The 15,444-nt window shown below is 66.4% G+C and carries 13 protein-coding genes; 11 read left to right on the top strand and 2 right to left on the bottom strand.

What is annotated here, in order from left to right:
- Window positions 1-55: 55 nt before the first annotated feature.
- Entirely contained in the window at window positions 56-1,141 is a 1,086-nt protein-coding gene (locus QNO06_RS16850; protein WP_227912300.1) for an inositol-3-phosphate synthase, read from the bottom strand.
- Window positions 1,142-1,330: 189 nt separating this feature from the next.
- Between QNO06_RS16850 and QNO06_RS16845 the strand changes: the two genes are divergently transcribed.
- The 5 genes from QNO06_RS16845 to QNO06_RS16825 all read left to right on the top strand — a co-directional run bounded on the left by QNO06_RS16845 (window position 1,331) and on the right by QNO06_RS16825 (window position 8,082).
- A complete protein-coding gene (locus tag QNO06_RS16845; protein WP_284162474.1) occupies window positions 1,331-2,716 on the top strand; it encodes a hypothetical protein in 1,386 nt (461 codons plus the stop codon).
- 52 nt (window positions 2,717-2,768) lie between these two features.
- On the top strand, window positions 2,769-4,229 hold the full coding sequence (locus QNO06_RS16840) for a glycosyltransferase family 87 protein (RefSeq protein WP_227912297.1): 1,461 nt from the start codon (window positions 2,769-2,771) through the stop codon (window positions 4,227-4,229).
- On the top strand, window positions 4,226-5,308 hold the full coding sequence (locus tag QNO06_RS16835) for a lipid II:glycine glycyltransferase FemX (RefSeq protein WP_227912294.1): 1,083 nt from the start codon (window positions 4,226-4,228) through the stop codon (window positions 5,306-5,308). The genes QNO06_RS16840 and QNO06_RS16835 overlap by 4 nt, the downstream gene beginning before the upstream one ends.
- A gap of 10 nt (window positions 5,309-5,318) precedes the next feature.
- On the top strand, window positions 5,319-6,773 hold the full coding sequence (locus QNO06_RS16830) for a phytoene desaturase family protein (RefSeq protein ID WP_227912292.1): 1,455 nt from the start codon (window positions 5,319-5,321) through the stop codon (window positions 6,771-6,773).
- Between the two features lie 157 nt (window positions 6,774-6,930).
- Entirely contained in the window at window positions 6,931-8,082 is a 1,152-nt protein-coding gene (locus QNO06_RS16825; RefSeq protein ID WP_227912290.1) for a zinc ribbon domain-containing protein, read from the top strand.
- Window positions 8,083-8,187: 105 nt separating this feature from the next.
- Here the strand turns inward: QNO06_RS16825 and QNO06_RS16820 are convergent, their stop codons facing one another.
- Window positions 8,188-8,508, bottom strand: coding sequence for a putative quinol monooxygenase (locus QNO06_RS16820; RefSeq protein WP_227912289.1), 321 nt, complete (start codon window positions 8,506-8,508; stop codon window positions 8,188-8,190).
- An 81-nt stretch (window positions 8,509-8,589) separates the two neighbouring features.
- Between QNO06_RS16820 and QNO06_RS16815 the strand changes: the two genes are divergently transcribed.
- From QNO06_RS16815 to QNO06_RS16790, 6 genes are all read left to right on the top strand, one after another.
- Window positions 8,590-10,272, top strand: coding sequence for an ABC-F family ATP-binding cassette domain-containing protein (locus tag QNO06_RS16815; RefSeq protein WP_227912287.1), 1,683 nt, complete (start codon window positions 8,590-8,592; stop codon window positions 10,270-10,272).
- A gap of 23 nt (window positions 10,273-10,295) precedes the next feature.
- Window positions 10,296-11,489 (top strand): MFS transporter, encoded by a 1,194-nt coding sequence (locus QNO06_RS16810; protein WP_227912421.1) that lies wholly within the window; start codon window positions 10,296-10,298, stop codon window positions 11,487-11,489.
- Between the two features lie 67 nt (window positions 11,490-11,556).
- Window positions 11,557-12,582 carry an ATP-binding cassette domain-containing protein gene (locus tag QNO06_RS16805; RefSeq protein WP_227912284.1) on the top strand — a complete coding sequence of 342 codons (1,026 nt, stop codon included), beginning with the start codon at window positions 11,557-11,559 and terminating at the stop codon, window positions 12,580-12,582.
- A complete protein-coding gene (locus tag QNO06_RS16800) occupies window positions 12,579-13,424 on the top strand; it encodes an ABC transporter permease (RefSeq protein WP_227912282.1) in 846 nt (281 codons plus the stop codon). The genes QNO06_RS16805 and QNO06_RS16800 overlap by 4 nt, the downstream gene beginning before the upstream one ends.
- 15 nt (window positions 13,425-13,439) lie before the next feature.
- Window positions 13,440-14,369 (top strand): ABC transporter ATP-binding protein, encoded by a 930-nt coding sequence (locus QNO06_RS16795; RefSeq protein ID WP_227912280.1) that lies wholly within the window; start codon window positions 13,440-13,442, stop codon window positions 14,367-14,369.
- 118 nt (window positions 14,370-14,487) lie between these two features.
- The gene (locus QNO06_RS16790; protein WP_227912279.1) at window positions 14,488-15,444 is read left to right on the top strand and encodes an ABC transporter ATP-binding protein; all 957 of its coding nucleotides are present in this window, start codon (window positions 14,488-14,490) and stop codon (window positions 15,442-15,444) included.

Here is a 15,444-nt window from a genome sequence, read left to right as displayed (position 1 = left end):
CCGGAAACCGGAGCCCAGGGGCGTTTGCGGCAGCAGCGTTGGCCGGGAGCTTTTCCTAGCGCTCAACCTCGCCGCGGATGAACTGCTCCACCTTGGCCTTGGCGATGTCGTCGTTGTACTGTTCCGGCGGCGACTTCATGAAGTAGCTGGAAGCGGAAAGGATCGGTCCGCCGATGCCCCGGTCCAGGGCGATCTTGGCGGCCCGTACCGCATCGATGATGACGCCGGCGGAGTTGGGGGAGTCCCAGACCTCCAGCTTGTACTCCAGGGACACGGGCGCATCGCCGAAGTTGCGGCCTTCGAGCCGGACGAATGCCCACTTGCGGTCATCCAGCCAGGCAACGTAGTCCGAGGGGCCGATGTGCACGTCGTCGGCCTTCAGGTCCGCAGACGTGTTGGACGTGACGGCCTGCGTCTTGGAGATCTTCTTTGACTCCAACCGCTCGCGCTCAAGCATGTTCTTGAAGTCCATGTTGCCGCCGACGTTGAGCTGGTACGTGCGGTCCAGGATCACGCCGCGGTCTTCGAACAGCTTGGCCATCACGCGGTGGGTGATGGTGGCGCCGATCTGGCTCTTGATGTCGTCGCCCACAATCGGAACGCCCGCCTCGGTGAACTTGTCGGCCCATTCCTTGGTGCCGGCAATGAACACGGGGAGCGCGTTGACGAACGCTACGCCGGCGTCGATGGCGCACTGGGCGTAGAACTTCGCCGCCTGCTCCGAACCCACCGGAAGGTAGCAGACCATAACGTCAACAGCGTTGTCCTTCAGGGCCGCAACGATGTCCACCGGCGCGGCGTCGGACTCGACGATGGTTTCCCGGTAGTACTTGCCCAACCCGTCAAGGGTGGGCCCGCGCTGGACCGTGATGCCGGTTTCCGGCACATCGGCGATCTTGATGGTGTTGTTCTCGCTCGCGCCGATAGCATCGGCCAGGTCCAGCCCGACCTTCTTGCTGTCGACGTCGAAAGCGGCAACAAACTGCACGTCATTGACGTGGTAGTCGCCGAACTTCACGTGCATCAGGCCAGGGACAGTTTCGTTGGGGTCGGCGTTGCGGTAGTACTGGACACCCTGCACCAGCGAAGCTGCACAGTTTCCAACACCCACGATTGCCACCCGGATGGGGTTCTCGGACACGGTTCTCCTTCGAAGAATATGTTGAATGCTGCGCCCGCGGGCGCAGACAACCAACACAGTCTACGTGCTGGTACTCACATCTCTTACCGGTTTCGAAACGTATTGGCCGCACGGCCTGCCACCCGGCGGCGGTGCGCCCCTAGACTGGACCCGCGAAGAGTCTCCGCCACTTCGGCCCGGGAGCCGCTGATGACCGCCTTTTCCCAAAGCCCAGCGCCTTCTGCCGGGGGCTCGGTGCATTCTGCACCGGCCTTCCGGCACGCATCGGCGGGCCTGGTGCCGGCCGCGCTTCGTGCCGCAGTCCTGGCCGTTGCGCTCGGGCTGGCCGCGTGCACGCCTGCCCCGCCGCCGCAGCAGGACAGCCAGTCGGCGCCGGCTTCCAGTCCGACCGCCGGACCCTCCTCAACGCCCACCTTCTCCGCCGGTGCCGGCTCGGCAGCGGACTGCCCGCCCCTGCCGGCTACGGTGCCCTCCAATAATCCCGACCGCGGCAACTTCTCCGCTGCCGACGCCGACACCTCCGCGCTCACGCGGTCCGACGGCGGGAGCACGGCCGTGGCTGATGCGGACATCACCAAGAGCGGCAGCTCGTCCAACCCCGAGGCGTCCGCGGCCGCCGGACTCAACGCTGCCGTGCTGGTGTCCGGCGGCAGCCGGCTATCCCTGCTAAATGCCACGGTCAGCTCCACCGGTGCCGGCGCCGGCGGGGTATTCAGCAGCGGCACCGGTTCCCTGGTGGAACTGGGCAGCACCACAGTGCGCACCGACGGTGCCTCGGCCCCCGCTGTCGGTGCAGGGGACGGTGGATCGGTGACGGGAACGGACCTGACGCTGTCAACGGACGAGGGGAACGCCAGCCCTATTGCCGCCGGCGGCGAAGGCCAGATCTCGATTAACCGATCCACCGCCGTCGGGGAGGCGGCGCCGGCCATCTATTCCGCCGGGGACATTTCGGTCTGCGCAGTGGCCGGAACGTCCCGCTCTGCCGAAGCGGCAGTGGTAGAAGGGACCAACACCCTTATCAGTACCCGGTCCGAACTCTCGGGCGGCACCCACGGCGTGCACCTTCTCCAGGGCAGCGACGGGGGACCGGCGGGCGGCAGCCTGACGCTCACCGGCGGCAGCCTGAATGCCGGAGACGGCGACGCCGTGCTCATCGAAGGGGTGCCGGCCACTGTGAGCATCAGCCAGGGGAGCACCGTGAGCGCCGACTCGGGAAACCTGGTCAGCGTCACCGGCGGCGGGTCCGGCACGGTGGAGATGACCGAAACCGAACTTACCGGCAACCTCAGTGCACAGCAGGGCAGCAGCCTGGCCGTTTCCCTGACCGCCAACAGCAGCGTTACGGGGACGCTCGCCAACGTAGGGGTCACCTTGGACGACACCTCGCGGATCAGCCTGCAGGCAGACTCCGCGGCCTCCTCGGTGGCAGGCGCCCTGGTCAGCGGCGGCCAGGTCACCAACATCACCGGCAACGGACACACGCTCACCTACGATCCGTCCGAGCCGGAGAACGCGTACCTGAACGGCGGCACCTACGCCTTGGCACGGGGAGGAACACTTACACCGGGGTAGCCGCGCGGCGGACCTCCTGTCCGGAGCGCCGTCCTGCTGGATACTGATAGGCATGGAGCCCAACCCCCAGCGCCGCCCGCTGCGCATAGTGGTGCCCAGCCGCAACGATCCCTTCCTGCGGAAATTCACGGAGGGCATCGGCGGTCCGCTGGGACGCTTCACCGCGCCAGGTGTTGTAACCCCCGGATTCTTCACAGTGGAACGGGTGCTGATCCTGTTCACCACGGTCTCGGCGCTGCTGGCCGTCCTGGTCAAGATGCCCTGCCGCGCCGGCGGCTGGTCCACCCCGGACCACTTCTACCAGGCGTGCTATTCCGACTGGCCCGAACTGTTCGGGACCAGGGGCCTTGGGGAGGGCGTCTTCCCCTTTTTCACCGAGGGTGCACTGTTTGAATACCCGGTGCTTCTGGGGCTGCTGGCCGGTGCAACCGCACTGGTGGTTCCGGGGGAGGGTGCTTCCGCCGTCCGCGCCCTGCACTACTTCGATGTCAACGCCTTCCTGGCCGCCGGCGCCTGGATGGTCACTGTGGTGGCCACCATGCGTATGTCCGGCCGGCGGCCCTGGGACGCTGCGATGGTGGCGGTGGCCCCGGCGGCCATCCTGGCTGTCTTCATCAATTGGGACATTTGGGCAGTGATGCTCGCCACGGCGGGCATGCTGGCCTTTGCGCGGAACCGGCCGCTGGCGGCCGGCGTGCTGATCGGCCTGGGCACGGCCCTGAAGCTGTACCCCGTCCTGATCCTCGGCGCAGTCCTGGTGCTGGCCCTGCGGACCATGCGGCTGCGTCCGGCACTGCTCACCTTTGCCGCGGCGGGCCTGGCCTGGGCGGCCGTGAACCTGCCCTTTATGCTCCGCGACTTCGAGTCCTGGCGCTTTTTCCTCACGTTCACGTCCGAACGACCGGCGGGGTTTTCCTCCATCTGGTTTGCCTGGAACCTGACCGTGGAGCGCTACGGCGGGGTAGGCGTGGACGCCGGATTCATCAACTTCTGGGCTTACGCCCTGTTTGCCCTCGCATGTGCCGGGATCGCCGTGCTGGCCCTGTGTTCCGGGCGGCGACCGCGGCTGGCGCAGCTGGCTTTCCTGATTGTTGCCGCGTTCATCCTCACCAATAAGGTCTATTCCCCGCAGTTTGTCCTGTGGCTGATTCCGCTGGTGGCCCTGGCCCGGCCACGGTGGCGGGACTTCCTGATCTGGCAGTTCTTCGAAGTGATGCACTGGTGGGCCATCTGGATGTACCTCGCCAAGGACACCTCCGGCGGTGCGGCGCAGAACAACATCGACTCCCCGTACTACGTACTGGCCGTCCTGGGGCATGTGCTGGCCACCGCCTACCTGATGTACCGGGTGGTGGCAGACATCCTGCACCCCGACGGTGATCCGGTGCGCCGCACCGGCGCCGACGATCCCCAGGGAGGCCCGTTCGACGGCGCCCCGGACCGGCTGCTCCTGAAGCGGAGCAACGCCGTATCCTTAGAAGCGCATGCGGCCCCGGCGAAAGAAGCACAGTGACACCCGTTCCATACCGTTCCGAGCAGCTTAACTCCAAGGAATTCGAAGTTCTCGCCGCCGCGCATCCCGACGTTGTGATTCCGCTGGAGCAGACCCCGTACTGGGCTGATTTTGAGGCAAAGCTCGGCCGCAGCCCCTACGGCATTTGGGCCTATTACGACGGCGGCACACTGGTCGCGACTGCCAGTTACCTGCGCTCGGAACGGCGGCTGCGTCCGTCCCTGGTGGTGGTCAACGGACCCACCTGGTTCACCGTCCGCACGCACAACGCCGAAGCACGCCTGGTCCATACGGTGCAGGAACAGTTCCGGGCCGATCCGTCCGTGGATCCCCTGTACATCCGGATGCAGGTGGAACACCCGCAGCCGCCGGTGACGGGTCCCCTGGAACACGGCTGGTACGAACGCGAAATAGTCGTGGACCTGACTCCGGACACGGACGCCATCTTCGCCTCATTCCGGTCCAATGCGCGCAACCTGATCCGCAAGGCGGAAAAGCTGGGTGTGGAGGTGCGGACCATTGAACCGGAACGGTGGGCCGAGGTGTTCCGTACCGAGCTGTTCCCGATCATGCAGGAAACCGCGGCCCGTGACGGCTTCTCGAGTTTCGAATCGACGTTCTATGAGACGCTGCTGACCGAGCTCGGCGAGTACCTGCGGCTGATGGTTGCCTACGTAGAGGGCAAACCGGTTTCCTGGCTGATCACCACCGAGTACCGCGGCTACTCCGTCTACTACTTCGCGGCCAGTTCGCACAGCGCGCGGAAGACCAACGCGCCCTACCTGCTGCTCTGGGAAGCGTTCAAGGTGCTCAAGGCGGCCGGCAACACCGCCTGCGGGCTCACCGGCATTGTCAGCGAGAACTACCCGGGCCTGATCAACGTCACGACGTTCAAGCGGAATTTCTCCAAGACCGTGGTCACCATTCCCACCACATACGACATCCCCCTGCAGCCGGGGCGGTACGCTCTGGTGGCAACGGCTTTGAAGCTCCGGCGGGAGGCGCCCGGCAAACTCCGGGCGCTGCCGGCCGCAACCAAGTCCCTGGCCGCCCGGGTCACCGGGCGCAAGGGGCAGTAAGGCACACCGGATGAGCGATGTCAGCGTAGTCGGTGCCGGCCCCAACGGGCTGGCGGCAGCGGTCATCATGGCCCGAGCGGGACTCTCGGTCCGGGTCTTCGAGGCGGCCGGGACCATCGGCGGCGGGAGCCGGACCAAGGAGCTGATGGAGCCGGGCCACCTGCACGACATCTGCTCGGCCGTGCATCCCATGGCGCTGGCCTCCCCGTTCTTCCGCAGCTTCGGGCTGGACCGGCGAATCGACCTGGTGGTTCCCGAAATCTCCTACGCCGCGCCGCTGGACGGCGGCCGCGCCGGGCTGGCGTACAAGGACCTGGAACGGACCGTGGAAGGGCTGGGCCGGGACGGCGCCGCCTACCGGCAGCTGATGGCACCCCTGGTGGAGCGCAGCGAAGCGGTCACCGAGCTCTTGATGGGTTCGCTGCTGAGCGTCCCCCGCGACCCGGTGGCGCTGGTCCGTTTCGGGCTCGCCGTCCTGGACCAGGGGACCGCCTGGTGGAACCGGCGGTTCATGGAGGACGCCGCCCCCGCACTGCTTTCAGGTGTGGCAGCGCACCCGGTGGGCAGGATGCCCTCGCTGCCGTCGGCCGGGGGCGGGCTGATGCTCGGCACCCTTGCCCACACGGTTGGCTGGCCCATCCCGGTGGGCGGCTCACAGGCCATTGCCGAGGCGCTCGCCGATGACCTGCGGGCGCACGGCGGCAAGATCATCACCGGCCACCGGGTCACCTCGCTGGCCGAAGTGGCGGACTCCCGCGCCGTCATCCTGGACGTTGCTCCTTCGGTGCTGCTGGAACTGGCATCCGACCGGCTGCCCGGACGGTACGCGCGGGCGCTGGAGCGCTTCAAATACGGCAACGCCGCCTGCAAGGTGGACTACATCCTTTCCGGTCCCGTGCCCTGGACGAATCCGGAGGTGGCCCATGCGGGAACGGCCCACTTGGGCGGCACCCGGGCCGAACTCGCCGAGGCCGAGGCCGACGTCGCCGCCGGCAGGCACCCCCGCCGTCCCTACGTCCTGGCCTCCCAGCCCAGCGGATTCGACCCCACACGGGCCCCTGCAGGACGGCATGTCCTGTGGTCCTACTGCCATGTCCCGGCCGGCTCAACCGTAGACATGACCGAGGCAGTCACTGCGCAGATTGAACGGTTCGCCCCCGGGTTCAGGGACCTGATTGTGGACTCCAAGGTGACGACGGCGGCCGGCTTGGAGGCGTACAACGCCAACTATGTAGGCGGAGACTTTGGTGCAGGAGCGGTGACACTGCAGCAAATGCTGATTCGTCCCGTACTCTCACCCAGTCCCTGGCGGACGCCGCTTCCGGGCGTCTATCTCAGTTCGGCCTCCACGCCCCCGGGCCCCGGCGTGCACGGCATGGGCGGGCAGCATGCTGCGCAGCTGGCGCTTAAAGACGTTTTCGGGCTGCCGATGCCCTCCCTGGCACCCGCTGCCGGGTACAACTAGCGGGCGTTCGCCGGGCAGCCTTTCCTGCGGGTGCCGGCAGGTCCGGATCCCGGTGGAATCCGGACTGTGACCTGGAGCATAAAAGCTTGTATGTTATCGGGTACCGGCACGCCTGCCGGTACTTGACTGGGGGAGCAAGGCAATGGGGGACAGGCATATGGAGAACTATGGGTCGGCTGCGGGGACGCAGGGATTCCAGGGGGCTCCGCCGCCTCCACCCGGTGCAGGTACTGCGCCGCAGCCCGGGCAGCAGTGGCCGCAGCTCCCGCCGCCTCCCGGCGGGGAAGGCACCCTGCCGCAGCGGCAGCCGAACCCGAAGCGGCGCAAGCGCCTGATAATCGCAGGCAGCGTGGCAGGCGGCCTGCTGGTGCTCCTGGGCGTAGGAGGCTATTTCGGCTATCAGTACATGGACGACACGGTCTACAGCCCGAGGGTCCAGGCGGAGGAGTACCTCCAGGCACTGGTCGACGGGGAGCTGGAAAAGGCCCTGGACATGGCGCCTGCCGATTCGGACCTGGACAATTCCCTGATGACCGATGAGGTCTACTCGAAGGTGGAGAACCGGATCAGCGGTTTTGAAATCACGGATGTCGCGGTCGACGGCGACAAGGCCGAGGTATCGGTTGACGTGGAGCAGGGCGGGGAGAGCGAGGCCATGAAACTGTCGCTGTCCAAGGCCGGGACCGAGGCAGTGCTCTTCAAGAAATGGAAAGTCGACGCACCACTGGGCACGTGGTCGGTGCGCTACATGATGGACGCGGATGTCACCGGTACCGCCGTAAACGGCGTGGACTTCAAAGCCCCCGAGGACGGCCGGAAGCTCGCGGTAATGCCGGGCGACTACACCTTCAGCGCTCCCAATGGCACGAAATTCGTCAGCTACGGCGAGGACGAAGTCATGAACGTCGGTCTGGACTCGCAGGAATCACTGATGGGAGTGGGGTTCCTCCCGGAGATCACGGACGCGGCACGCGATGAGATCAAGGCCCAGACCAGGGCACACCTGGATGCCTGCATGAAGTCCACCGAACTGCTGCCAAAGGGCTGCCCGAACAAGGCCGACGGCGAAGACCCCAACAACTTCCGCAACATCAAGTGGAGTATGACCAGGGAGCCCACCTACGCCGTGATCGAGGGCGATCCGACCGCCCCGTTCTCAGTCACGGCGGAAAACGGGCAGTTCACGCTGGAAGCCGAAATGAAGCAGGGCGATGACTGGGGAATGCAGAAGGGCACGGTTGAGCTCTATTCCATGCCCGCCAAGGTGAATATCCAGGGCGAGGCAATCACCATGGTGTTCGGAGAGTAGCGCCCGGAGCCGCTGCTCTTCTGCTGCGGGCCTTGTGCCCAGGCGCCGGTCATGGGGACCTGTAAGCAGGAGGTTTCCCATGACCGAGCACCTGAACAACCGTCCCTATTCGACGGTCAGTTCACCCATCCGGGACCACTCTTCGCCCTCGATCACCGTGTTGATGATCTTCGGGGTTTCCACCAGCGCCTGGACCATGTCCTTCATGGCCTGCTGGAAGTGATCGCTCTGCACGTGCGCGGCGGCGGCGTCGTCCTTGAAGGCTTCCACCAGGACAAACTCGTTCGGGTTCTCCAGGCTTCGGGACCAGTCGAACCACAGGTTGCCCGGCTCCGCCCGGGTGGCGGCGGTGAAATCGGCGGTAAGTTCGGGCCAGCGTTCGGTCCATTCGGGCTTGACGAGGAATTTGACGGTAATAAAGATCATTTCTTCATCGTATGCCCGGTTTCCGGAGCATGCCCATGCAGGGCGGCGGAGGAGGGGGACGCGGAATGGGAGGATGAATACGTGGCGCACCTCGACGTATCCAATATTGACTATTTCCTGTCCGACGGCCGGCAGCTGCTCAACGGCGTCAGCTTCAAGGTCGGTGACGGGCACAAGACGGCGCTGATCGGACCCAACGGCACCGGTAAAACCACCCTGCTGCGGATCATTGCCGGTGACCTGGTCCCGGACGAGGGCACCGTGGCCCGTTCGGGCAACATGGGCATCATGCGCCAGTTCGTTGGCCAGGTCAGGGATGAGAGCACCGTCCGGGATCTGCTGGTTTCCGCCGCTCCGCCGGCGCTGGCAGCAGCAGCCCGGGAAGTGGACGCCGCCGAACTGGCCATGATGGAGCACGACGACGAGCCCACCCAGATGCGGTACGCCACCGCGATCACGGACTGGGGCGACGTCGGCGGCTATGAGCAGGAGACCGTCTGGGACGAAGTGACCATGGCCGCACTGGGTCTGCCCTTTGACCGGGCCCAGTACCGCAAGGCCGCCACACTCTCCGGAGGTGAGCAGAAGCGCCTGGTCCTGGAGGCGCTCTTCGCCGGGCCGGACGAGCTGCTGCTGCTCGACGAGCCGGATAACTACCTGGACGTGCCCGGCAAGCGCTGGCTGGAGGACAAGCTCGCGCAGTCCAGGAAGTCTGTGCTGTTCGTCAGCCACGACCGGGAACTGCTGGACAACGCCGCCACCCGGATCGTCACCCTGGAACCCGGGATCAACGGTGCTTCCGCCTGGATCCACGGCGGCGGGTTCGGCAGCTACGTCAAGGCCCGCGAAGACCGCAATGCCCGGTTCGAGGAACTGCGCCGGCGCTGGGACGAGGAGCACCTCAAGCTCAAGGAACTCGTCAACATGTACAAGAACAAGGCGGCGTTCCGCTCCGACATGGCCAACCGCTACCAGGCGGCCCAGACCCGGTTGGCGAAGTTCCTCGAGGCGGGACCGCCCGAAGCCCTGCCGGTGGAGCAGAACGTCAAGATGCGGCTGCGCGGCGGGCGCACCGCCAAACGCGCCGTGGTGGCACAGAAGCTGGAACTGACCGGGCTGATGAAGCCGTTCAGCACCGAAATCTGGTTCGGGGACCGGGTGGGCGTGCTCGGCTCCAACGGCTCCGGGAAGTCCCACTTCCTGCGCCTGCTCGCTTTGGGCGGCACTGATCCGGAAAAGGAACACGAGCCGGTCTCCGAGGTGGAGATTGCGCCGGTGCCGCACGGCGGCAAGGTGAAGCTGGGCGCCCGGATCCGGCCCGGCTTCTTTGCCCAGACCATGATGCGGCCGGACCTGGCCGAGAAGACCCTGCTGGACATCCTGCACCGCGGCGATGAACACCGTTCCGGGCTGGGCCGGGAAGCGGCCGCCGGCGCCCTGGACCGCTACGGCTTGGCAGCGTCCTCGGAACAAAAGTACGAATCACTGTCCGGCGGCCAGCAGGCCCGGCTGCAGATCCTGCTCCTGGAACTGTCCGGCGCCACCTTGCTCCTGCTGGATGAACCCACCGACAACCTGGACCTGCACTCGGCCGAGGCGCTGGAAAAGGCGATCGACGCGTTTGAGGGCACCGTGCTGGCGGTCACGCACGACCGCTGGTTTGCCCGCAGCTTCGACCGGTTCCTCGTGTTCGGCTCCGACGGCAGGGTTTACGAGTCCGATACGCCGGTCTGGGACGAAAAACGGGTGGACCGGGTTCGGTAGGGGACAATGTTGGCGTGACTCAAATGAACCCCTCTGATACTGCCCTGCAAAAGGCGCTTATCGCCGTGTTCGTGTGCTTCGGGTTGAACGGCCTGGTGTTCGCCAGCTGGGCCGCCCGCATCCCCGCCGCTGCCCAGGACCTGGGAGTCGGTGCCGCAGGCGTGGGGCTGCTGCTGCTGTTTTCGGCCATCGGCTCGGTGGCCGCGCTGCCGCTGGCCGGTTCGGTGGCTCAGCGGATCGGCACCGCCGGCACTGTGCGGGTTGGCGGCCTGACGTCGTCGGCGGCGTCCCTGGCCATTGCCGCGGGCCTGTATCTGGGTTCCATTCCGCTGACTGCTGCCGGTCTACTGGTGTTCGGCGTGGGCATTGCCGGCTGGGACGTGGCGATGAACCTGGAAGGCGCCGACGTCGAGCGCAGGCTGGGCCGGAACGTCATGCCCAAGTTCCACGCCGCGTTCAGCGCCGGGTCCTTCACCGGGGCCCTGATCGGTGCCGGACTGTCCGCTGTGGGCGTGTCCCTGTCCCTGCACCTGCTGGCCATCCTCACCGTGGTGGTCCTTGTGGTGCTGATTGTCCCGCGCGATTTCCTTCACCTTCCCCACCCGGCGCATGCCGGGGGCGACGCCGGAGCACCCGCATCCCGGTTCGGTGCCTGGCGCGAGGGGCGCACGCTGCTGATCGGCGTCGTCGTCCTGGGTGCTGCCCTGACCGAAGGAGCGGCCAACGACTGGGTGGCCAAGGCAACGGTGGACGGGCTGGGCACCAGTGAATCCACGGGCGCGCTGATGTTCGCCGTCTTCGTGGCAGCCATGACCCTTACCCGCTGGTTCGGTGCCCGGCTGATTGACCGGATCGGCCGTGTCCCGGCGCTGCGGATATGTATGAGCGCTGCCCTGGCCGGCCTGTTGCTCTTTGTGCTGGCGCCCAATATCGTGCTGGCCGGGATCGGGGCGGTCCTGTGGGGAATAGGCGCCGCGCTGGGCTTCCCCATGGGAATGTCCGCGGCCGGCGAGGACCCGCTGCACGCGGCGGGACGCGTATCCGTGGTGTCCACCATCGGCTACATGGCCTTTTTCGTGGGCCCGCCGGTGCTTGGCTTCCTCGGTGAACACTGGGGCGTGCGCAATGCCCTGCTGACGGTGGGCCTTGCGATAGCGCTGTCCCTCGTTTTCGCTCCTGCCGCAGCCGAGCGGAAAGCCGTTTCCGAAACCGCTTAAAGCTGCGGACCGGTCCTGTCCGCATTGGGCGGGCGCCGGACGGGGTCCCGGTCCTACCCTCGAACGCATGTCCCCTTTCCTGCAACCAGCATCACCCATGCAGTCAGCACCGCTGATCCATGCCGAAGGGCTGACCAAGGTCTACTCCTCCAAGTCCGGTCCCGTCCGCGCCCTGGACGGACTGGACATTTCCGTTCCGCAGGGAACGGTCACCGCCCTGCTCGGTCCCAACGGAGCCGGGAAAACCACGGCGGTCAAGGTCCTGACCACGCTGATCCGGGCGGACTCCGGCACGGCCGTCATTGACGGCCTCGACGTGATCGCTGATCCCAAGGCGGTCCGCCGCGCCATCGGCGTGTCCGGCCAGTACGCCGCGGTGGACGAAAACCTCACCGGCCTGGAGAACCTGGACATGGTGGGCCGGCTCTACCACCTGCCCGCGCGGCAGGCGAAGGAACGCGCAGCGGAACTGATCGACATGTTCGAGCTGACCGAAGCCCGGAACCGTCCCGTGAAGGGCTATTCCGGCGGCATGCGCCGGCGCCTGGACCTGGCCGGAGCCCTGGTCAACCAGCCGCGGGTGCTGTTCCTGGATGAGCCCACCACCGGACTGGACCCCCGCTCCCGCATCGCCCTTTGGGGGGTGATCAAGGACCTGGTGGCGCGCGGCACCACCTTGCTGCTGACCACCCAGTACCTGGAGGAAGCGGACCAGCTCGCGGACCGGGTGGCAGTCATCGACAACGGGAAAGTCATCGCCGAAGGCACTTCCGATGACCTGAAGGCGCAGATCGGCGGGCACCGGGTAGCCGTGGCCCTGGTGGACCAGGCAGATGCCGAGAGTGCGGCGGCCATCCTGGCCCGGCACGGCTCCGGTGAGCCCCACGCCTCGGGGGACGGCCGCACCCTCGAAGTCGCCGTCATCGACGGGCCAGCCGCCCTGCAGCGCGTGCTCGGTGAGCTGGATGCGGCCGGCGTCGAACTCCACGACGCCGGCATCCGCCGCCCCACCCTGGATGACGTCTTCCTGCAGCTCACGGGGCGCCCGGCGGAGGAAGACGCCGAAACGGAAAAAGAGGAGGCTCACCGATGAACGCCGCGGTATCGGCAGCCGGCATCCGGACCGGATCGGCCTCCAGCGCACCCGTGCGCTGGGCCGGCGACGGATGGACCGTCACCAAGCGCAACCTGATCAAGATCAAGCGCTCACCGGACATGATCATTTTCGCCGTGCTGCAGCCGATCATGTTTGTCCTGCTGTTCAGCCAGGTCTACGGCGGATCCATCAATGTTGCCGGCACCGACTACACGCAGTACCTGATGGCCGGCATCTTCGCCCAGACGGTGGTCTTCGGTTCCACCTTCTCGGGCGCGGCCATGGCGCAGGACCTGAAGGAAGGAATCATCGACCGGTTCCGTACCCTGCCCATGAGCCCCTCCGCAGTGCTGATCGGACGGACCAACTCGGACCTCGCGCTGAACGCCATCTCCATGATCATCATGATGGGCACGGGGCTGCTGGTGGGATGGCGGGTCAACACCAACTTCGCCTCGTTCCTGGCTGCTGTCGGGCTGCTACTGCTGTTCTCCTACGCCTTCAGCTGGGTCATGGCACTGCTGGGCATGAGTGTCCGCACTCCGGAGACCATCAACAACGCGTCCTTCATCATCCTGTTCCCCATCACGTTCATCTCCAATGCCTTTGTGCAGAGCTCCACGCTCCCGGAACCGCTGCGCATCTTCGCGGACTGGAATCCGGTCTCCGCCCTGGTGCAGGCGGCGCGGGAGCTGTTCGGCAATGTAGGCACCGCGCCCGTTCCGGACACCTGGCCGATGCAGAACGCCATCCCCACGGTGGTGATCGGGTCACTGGTCCTGCTGGTGGTGTTTGTGCCCCTGGCGGTAAGGAAATTCCAGTCCATCAGTTCGCGCTAGCGCAAAGGACATCCCATGATCGAGGCACAGGACCTGGCCAAGCGGTTCGGCGGAAAAACCGCCGTTGACGGCATTACCTTCACCGTCCAGCCCGGCAAGGTCACCGGGTTCCTCGGCCCCAACGGTGCCGGCAAATCCACCACCATGCGCCTGATCCTGGGCCTGGACCAACCCAGCGCAGGGACGGTGACGGTCAATGGCCTGCCCTACGCCCGGCACCGGGCGCCCCTGCACGAGGTGGGAGCGCTGCTGGAAGCCCGGGCGGTCCATCCGCGCCGCACCGCGTACAACCATCTGCGGGCCCTGGCCGCCACCCACGGCATCGGGGCCCGGCGGATCCGCGCCGTCATTGACCTGACCGGGCTGGGCCCGGTGGCCCGGAAACGGGTAGGCAGCTTTTCCCTGGGCATGGGGCAGCGGCTGGGCATAGCCGTGGCCCTGCTGGGCGATCCGCAAACCCTGATCTTCGACGAACCGGTCAACGGCCTGGATCCCGAGGGCGTGCAGTGGGTCCGGCACCTGGCCCGGGAACTGGCAGCGGAGGGGCGGACGGTGTTCATTTCCTCCCACCTAATGAGCGAGATGGCCGTTACCGCCGACCATCTCATTGTGATTGGCCGCGGCCGGATCCTGGCGGACGCACCCATGGAGGAAGTCATCGCCGGTGCGGGCCGGCAGCGCACGCTGGTACGTGCCGACGACGCCGGGGAGCTGGCGGATGCACTGGCCGCGGCGGTCCCGGGTGCCGAGGTCCGGCGCACTGCCGAGGACCAGCTTGAGGTCTTCGATGTTCCGGTCCGCAGCATTGCCGAGGCAGCGCTGGCCCGCCGCATCCTGGTCACCGAGCTGACCCCGCAGCAGGTATCGCTGGAAGACGCGTACATGGAGCTGACCCGTGGCGAGGTGGAGTACCAGTCCCTGAGCGGACCCCTGAGTCATCCCTAGGGGGGACCCTGAATCTTCCCGGGTCATCCTTAGTGCCGGTCCCTTTGCGCCCTGCGCTCGCCTAGGCTGAAGAAAGCCAAGGCAGTAGTCCGGCGCAGTCAACTCCTAAGGACCATCCATGATCGAGGCAACCGGCCTCTCGAAGCGGTACGGCACCAAGACCGCCGTCGAAAACGTTTCCTTCACTGTCCAGCCAGGCAAGGTCACCGGCTTCCTGGGCCCGAACGGGGCCGGCAAGTCCACCACCATGCGCATGATCGTGGGCCTGGACAACCCCACTTCCGGCTCCGTGCTGGTCAACGGCAAGCCTTACGCCCAGCACAAGGCGCCGCTGCGCGAAGTCGGCGCCCTGCTCGATGCCAAGGCAGTGCACACCAAGCGCACCGCCTACAACCACCTGCGTGCCATGGCAGCAACGCACGGCATTTCCGCCAAGCGCGTCGACCACGTCATTGAACTCACCGGTTTGGCGCCGGTGGCGAAGAAGCGCGTGGGAGGGTTCTCCCTCGGCATGGGCCAGCGGCTGGGCATCGCCGTTGCGCTGCTGGGGGATCCGCACACAGTCATCCTGGATGAGCCGGTGAACGGGCTGGACCCGGAGGGTGTGCTGTGGGTGCGGCATCTGGCCCGCGGCCTTGCCGCGGAAGGACGCACCGTTTTCCTCTCATCACACCTGATGAGCGAAATGGCGCAGACTGCAGACCACCTGATCGTCATTGGACGGGGCCGGATCATCGCTGATGCCCCCATTGCCGACGTCATCGCCAACCAGGGCCGGAGCCGGATCCTGGTGCGTACGGACAGCCCGGATGAACTGCTGCAGGCCTTGGCGGCCGACCCGGAGATCACGGGAGAACGCAAGGAGGCCGGCCTGCTGGAAATCACCGGCGCGGAACCGCGCAGCATTGCGGAGGCTGCACTGGCGCGCCGCATCCTGATCACCGAGTTGACCCCGCAGCAGGTTTCCCTCGAGGACGCCTATATGGAACTGACCCGTGACGACGTTGAATACCGGTCCCAGGACCTGCCGCAGGAACAAGTTCCAGCCGCAGCCTCTGCCGGGAAGGGAAATTAA

This window comes from Arthrobacter sp. zg-Y20, from assembly GCF_030142075.1.
Classification (GTDB): domain Bacteria; phylum Actinomycetota; class Actinomycetes; order Actinomycetales; family Micrococcaceae; genus Arthrobacter_B.
The sequence above is the reverse complement of the archived record's forward strand: the minus strand, read 5'-3'. Positions and strand labels throughout refer to the sequence as shown.

Coding starts and splice junctions, on each gene's coding strand:
- QNO06_RS16845 (WP_284162474.1), top strand. CDS start 1,331: ATGACCGCCTTTTCCCAAAGCCCAGCGCCTTCTGCCGGGGGCTCGGTG.
- QNO06_RS16840 (WP_227912297.1), top strand. CDS start 2,769: ATGGAGCCCAACCCCCAGCGCCGCCCGCTGCGCATAGTGGTGCCCAGC.
- QNO06_RS16830 (WP_227912292.1), top strand. CDS start 5,319: ATGAGCGATGTCAGCGTAGTCGGTGCCGGCCCCAACGGGCTGGCGGCA.
- QNO06_RS16825 (WP_227912290.1), top strand. CDS start 6,931: ATGGAGAACTATGGGTCGGCTGCGGGGACGCAGGGATTCCAGGGGGCT.
- QNO06_RS16820 (WP_227912289.1), bottom strand. CDS start 8,508: ATGATCTTTATTACCGTCAAATTCCTCGTCAAGCCCGAATGGACCGAA.
- QNO06_RS16810 (WP_227912421.1), top strand. CDS start 10,296: ATGAACCCCTCTGATACTGCCCTGCAAAAGGCGCTTATCGCCGTGTTC.
- QNO06_RS16805 (WP_227912284.1), top strand. CDS start 11,557: ATGTCCCCTTTCCTGCAACCAGCATCACCCATGCAGTCAGCACCGCTG.
- QNO06_RS16800 (WP_227912282.1), top strand. CDS start 12,579: ATGAACGCCGCGGTATCGGCAGCCGGCATCCGGACCGGATCGGCCTCC.
- QNO06_RS16795 (WP_227912280.1), top strand. CDS start 13,440: ATGATCGAGGCACAGGACCTGGCCAAGCGGTTCGGCGGAAAAACCGCC.
- QNO06_RS16790 (WP_227912279.1), top strand. CDS start 14,488: ATGATCGAGGCAACCGGCCTCTCGAAGCGGTACGGCACCAAGACCGCC.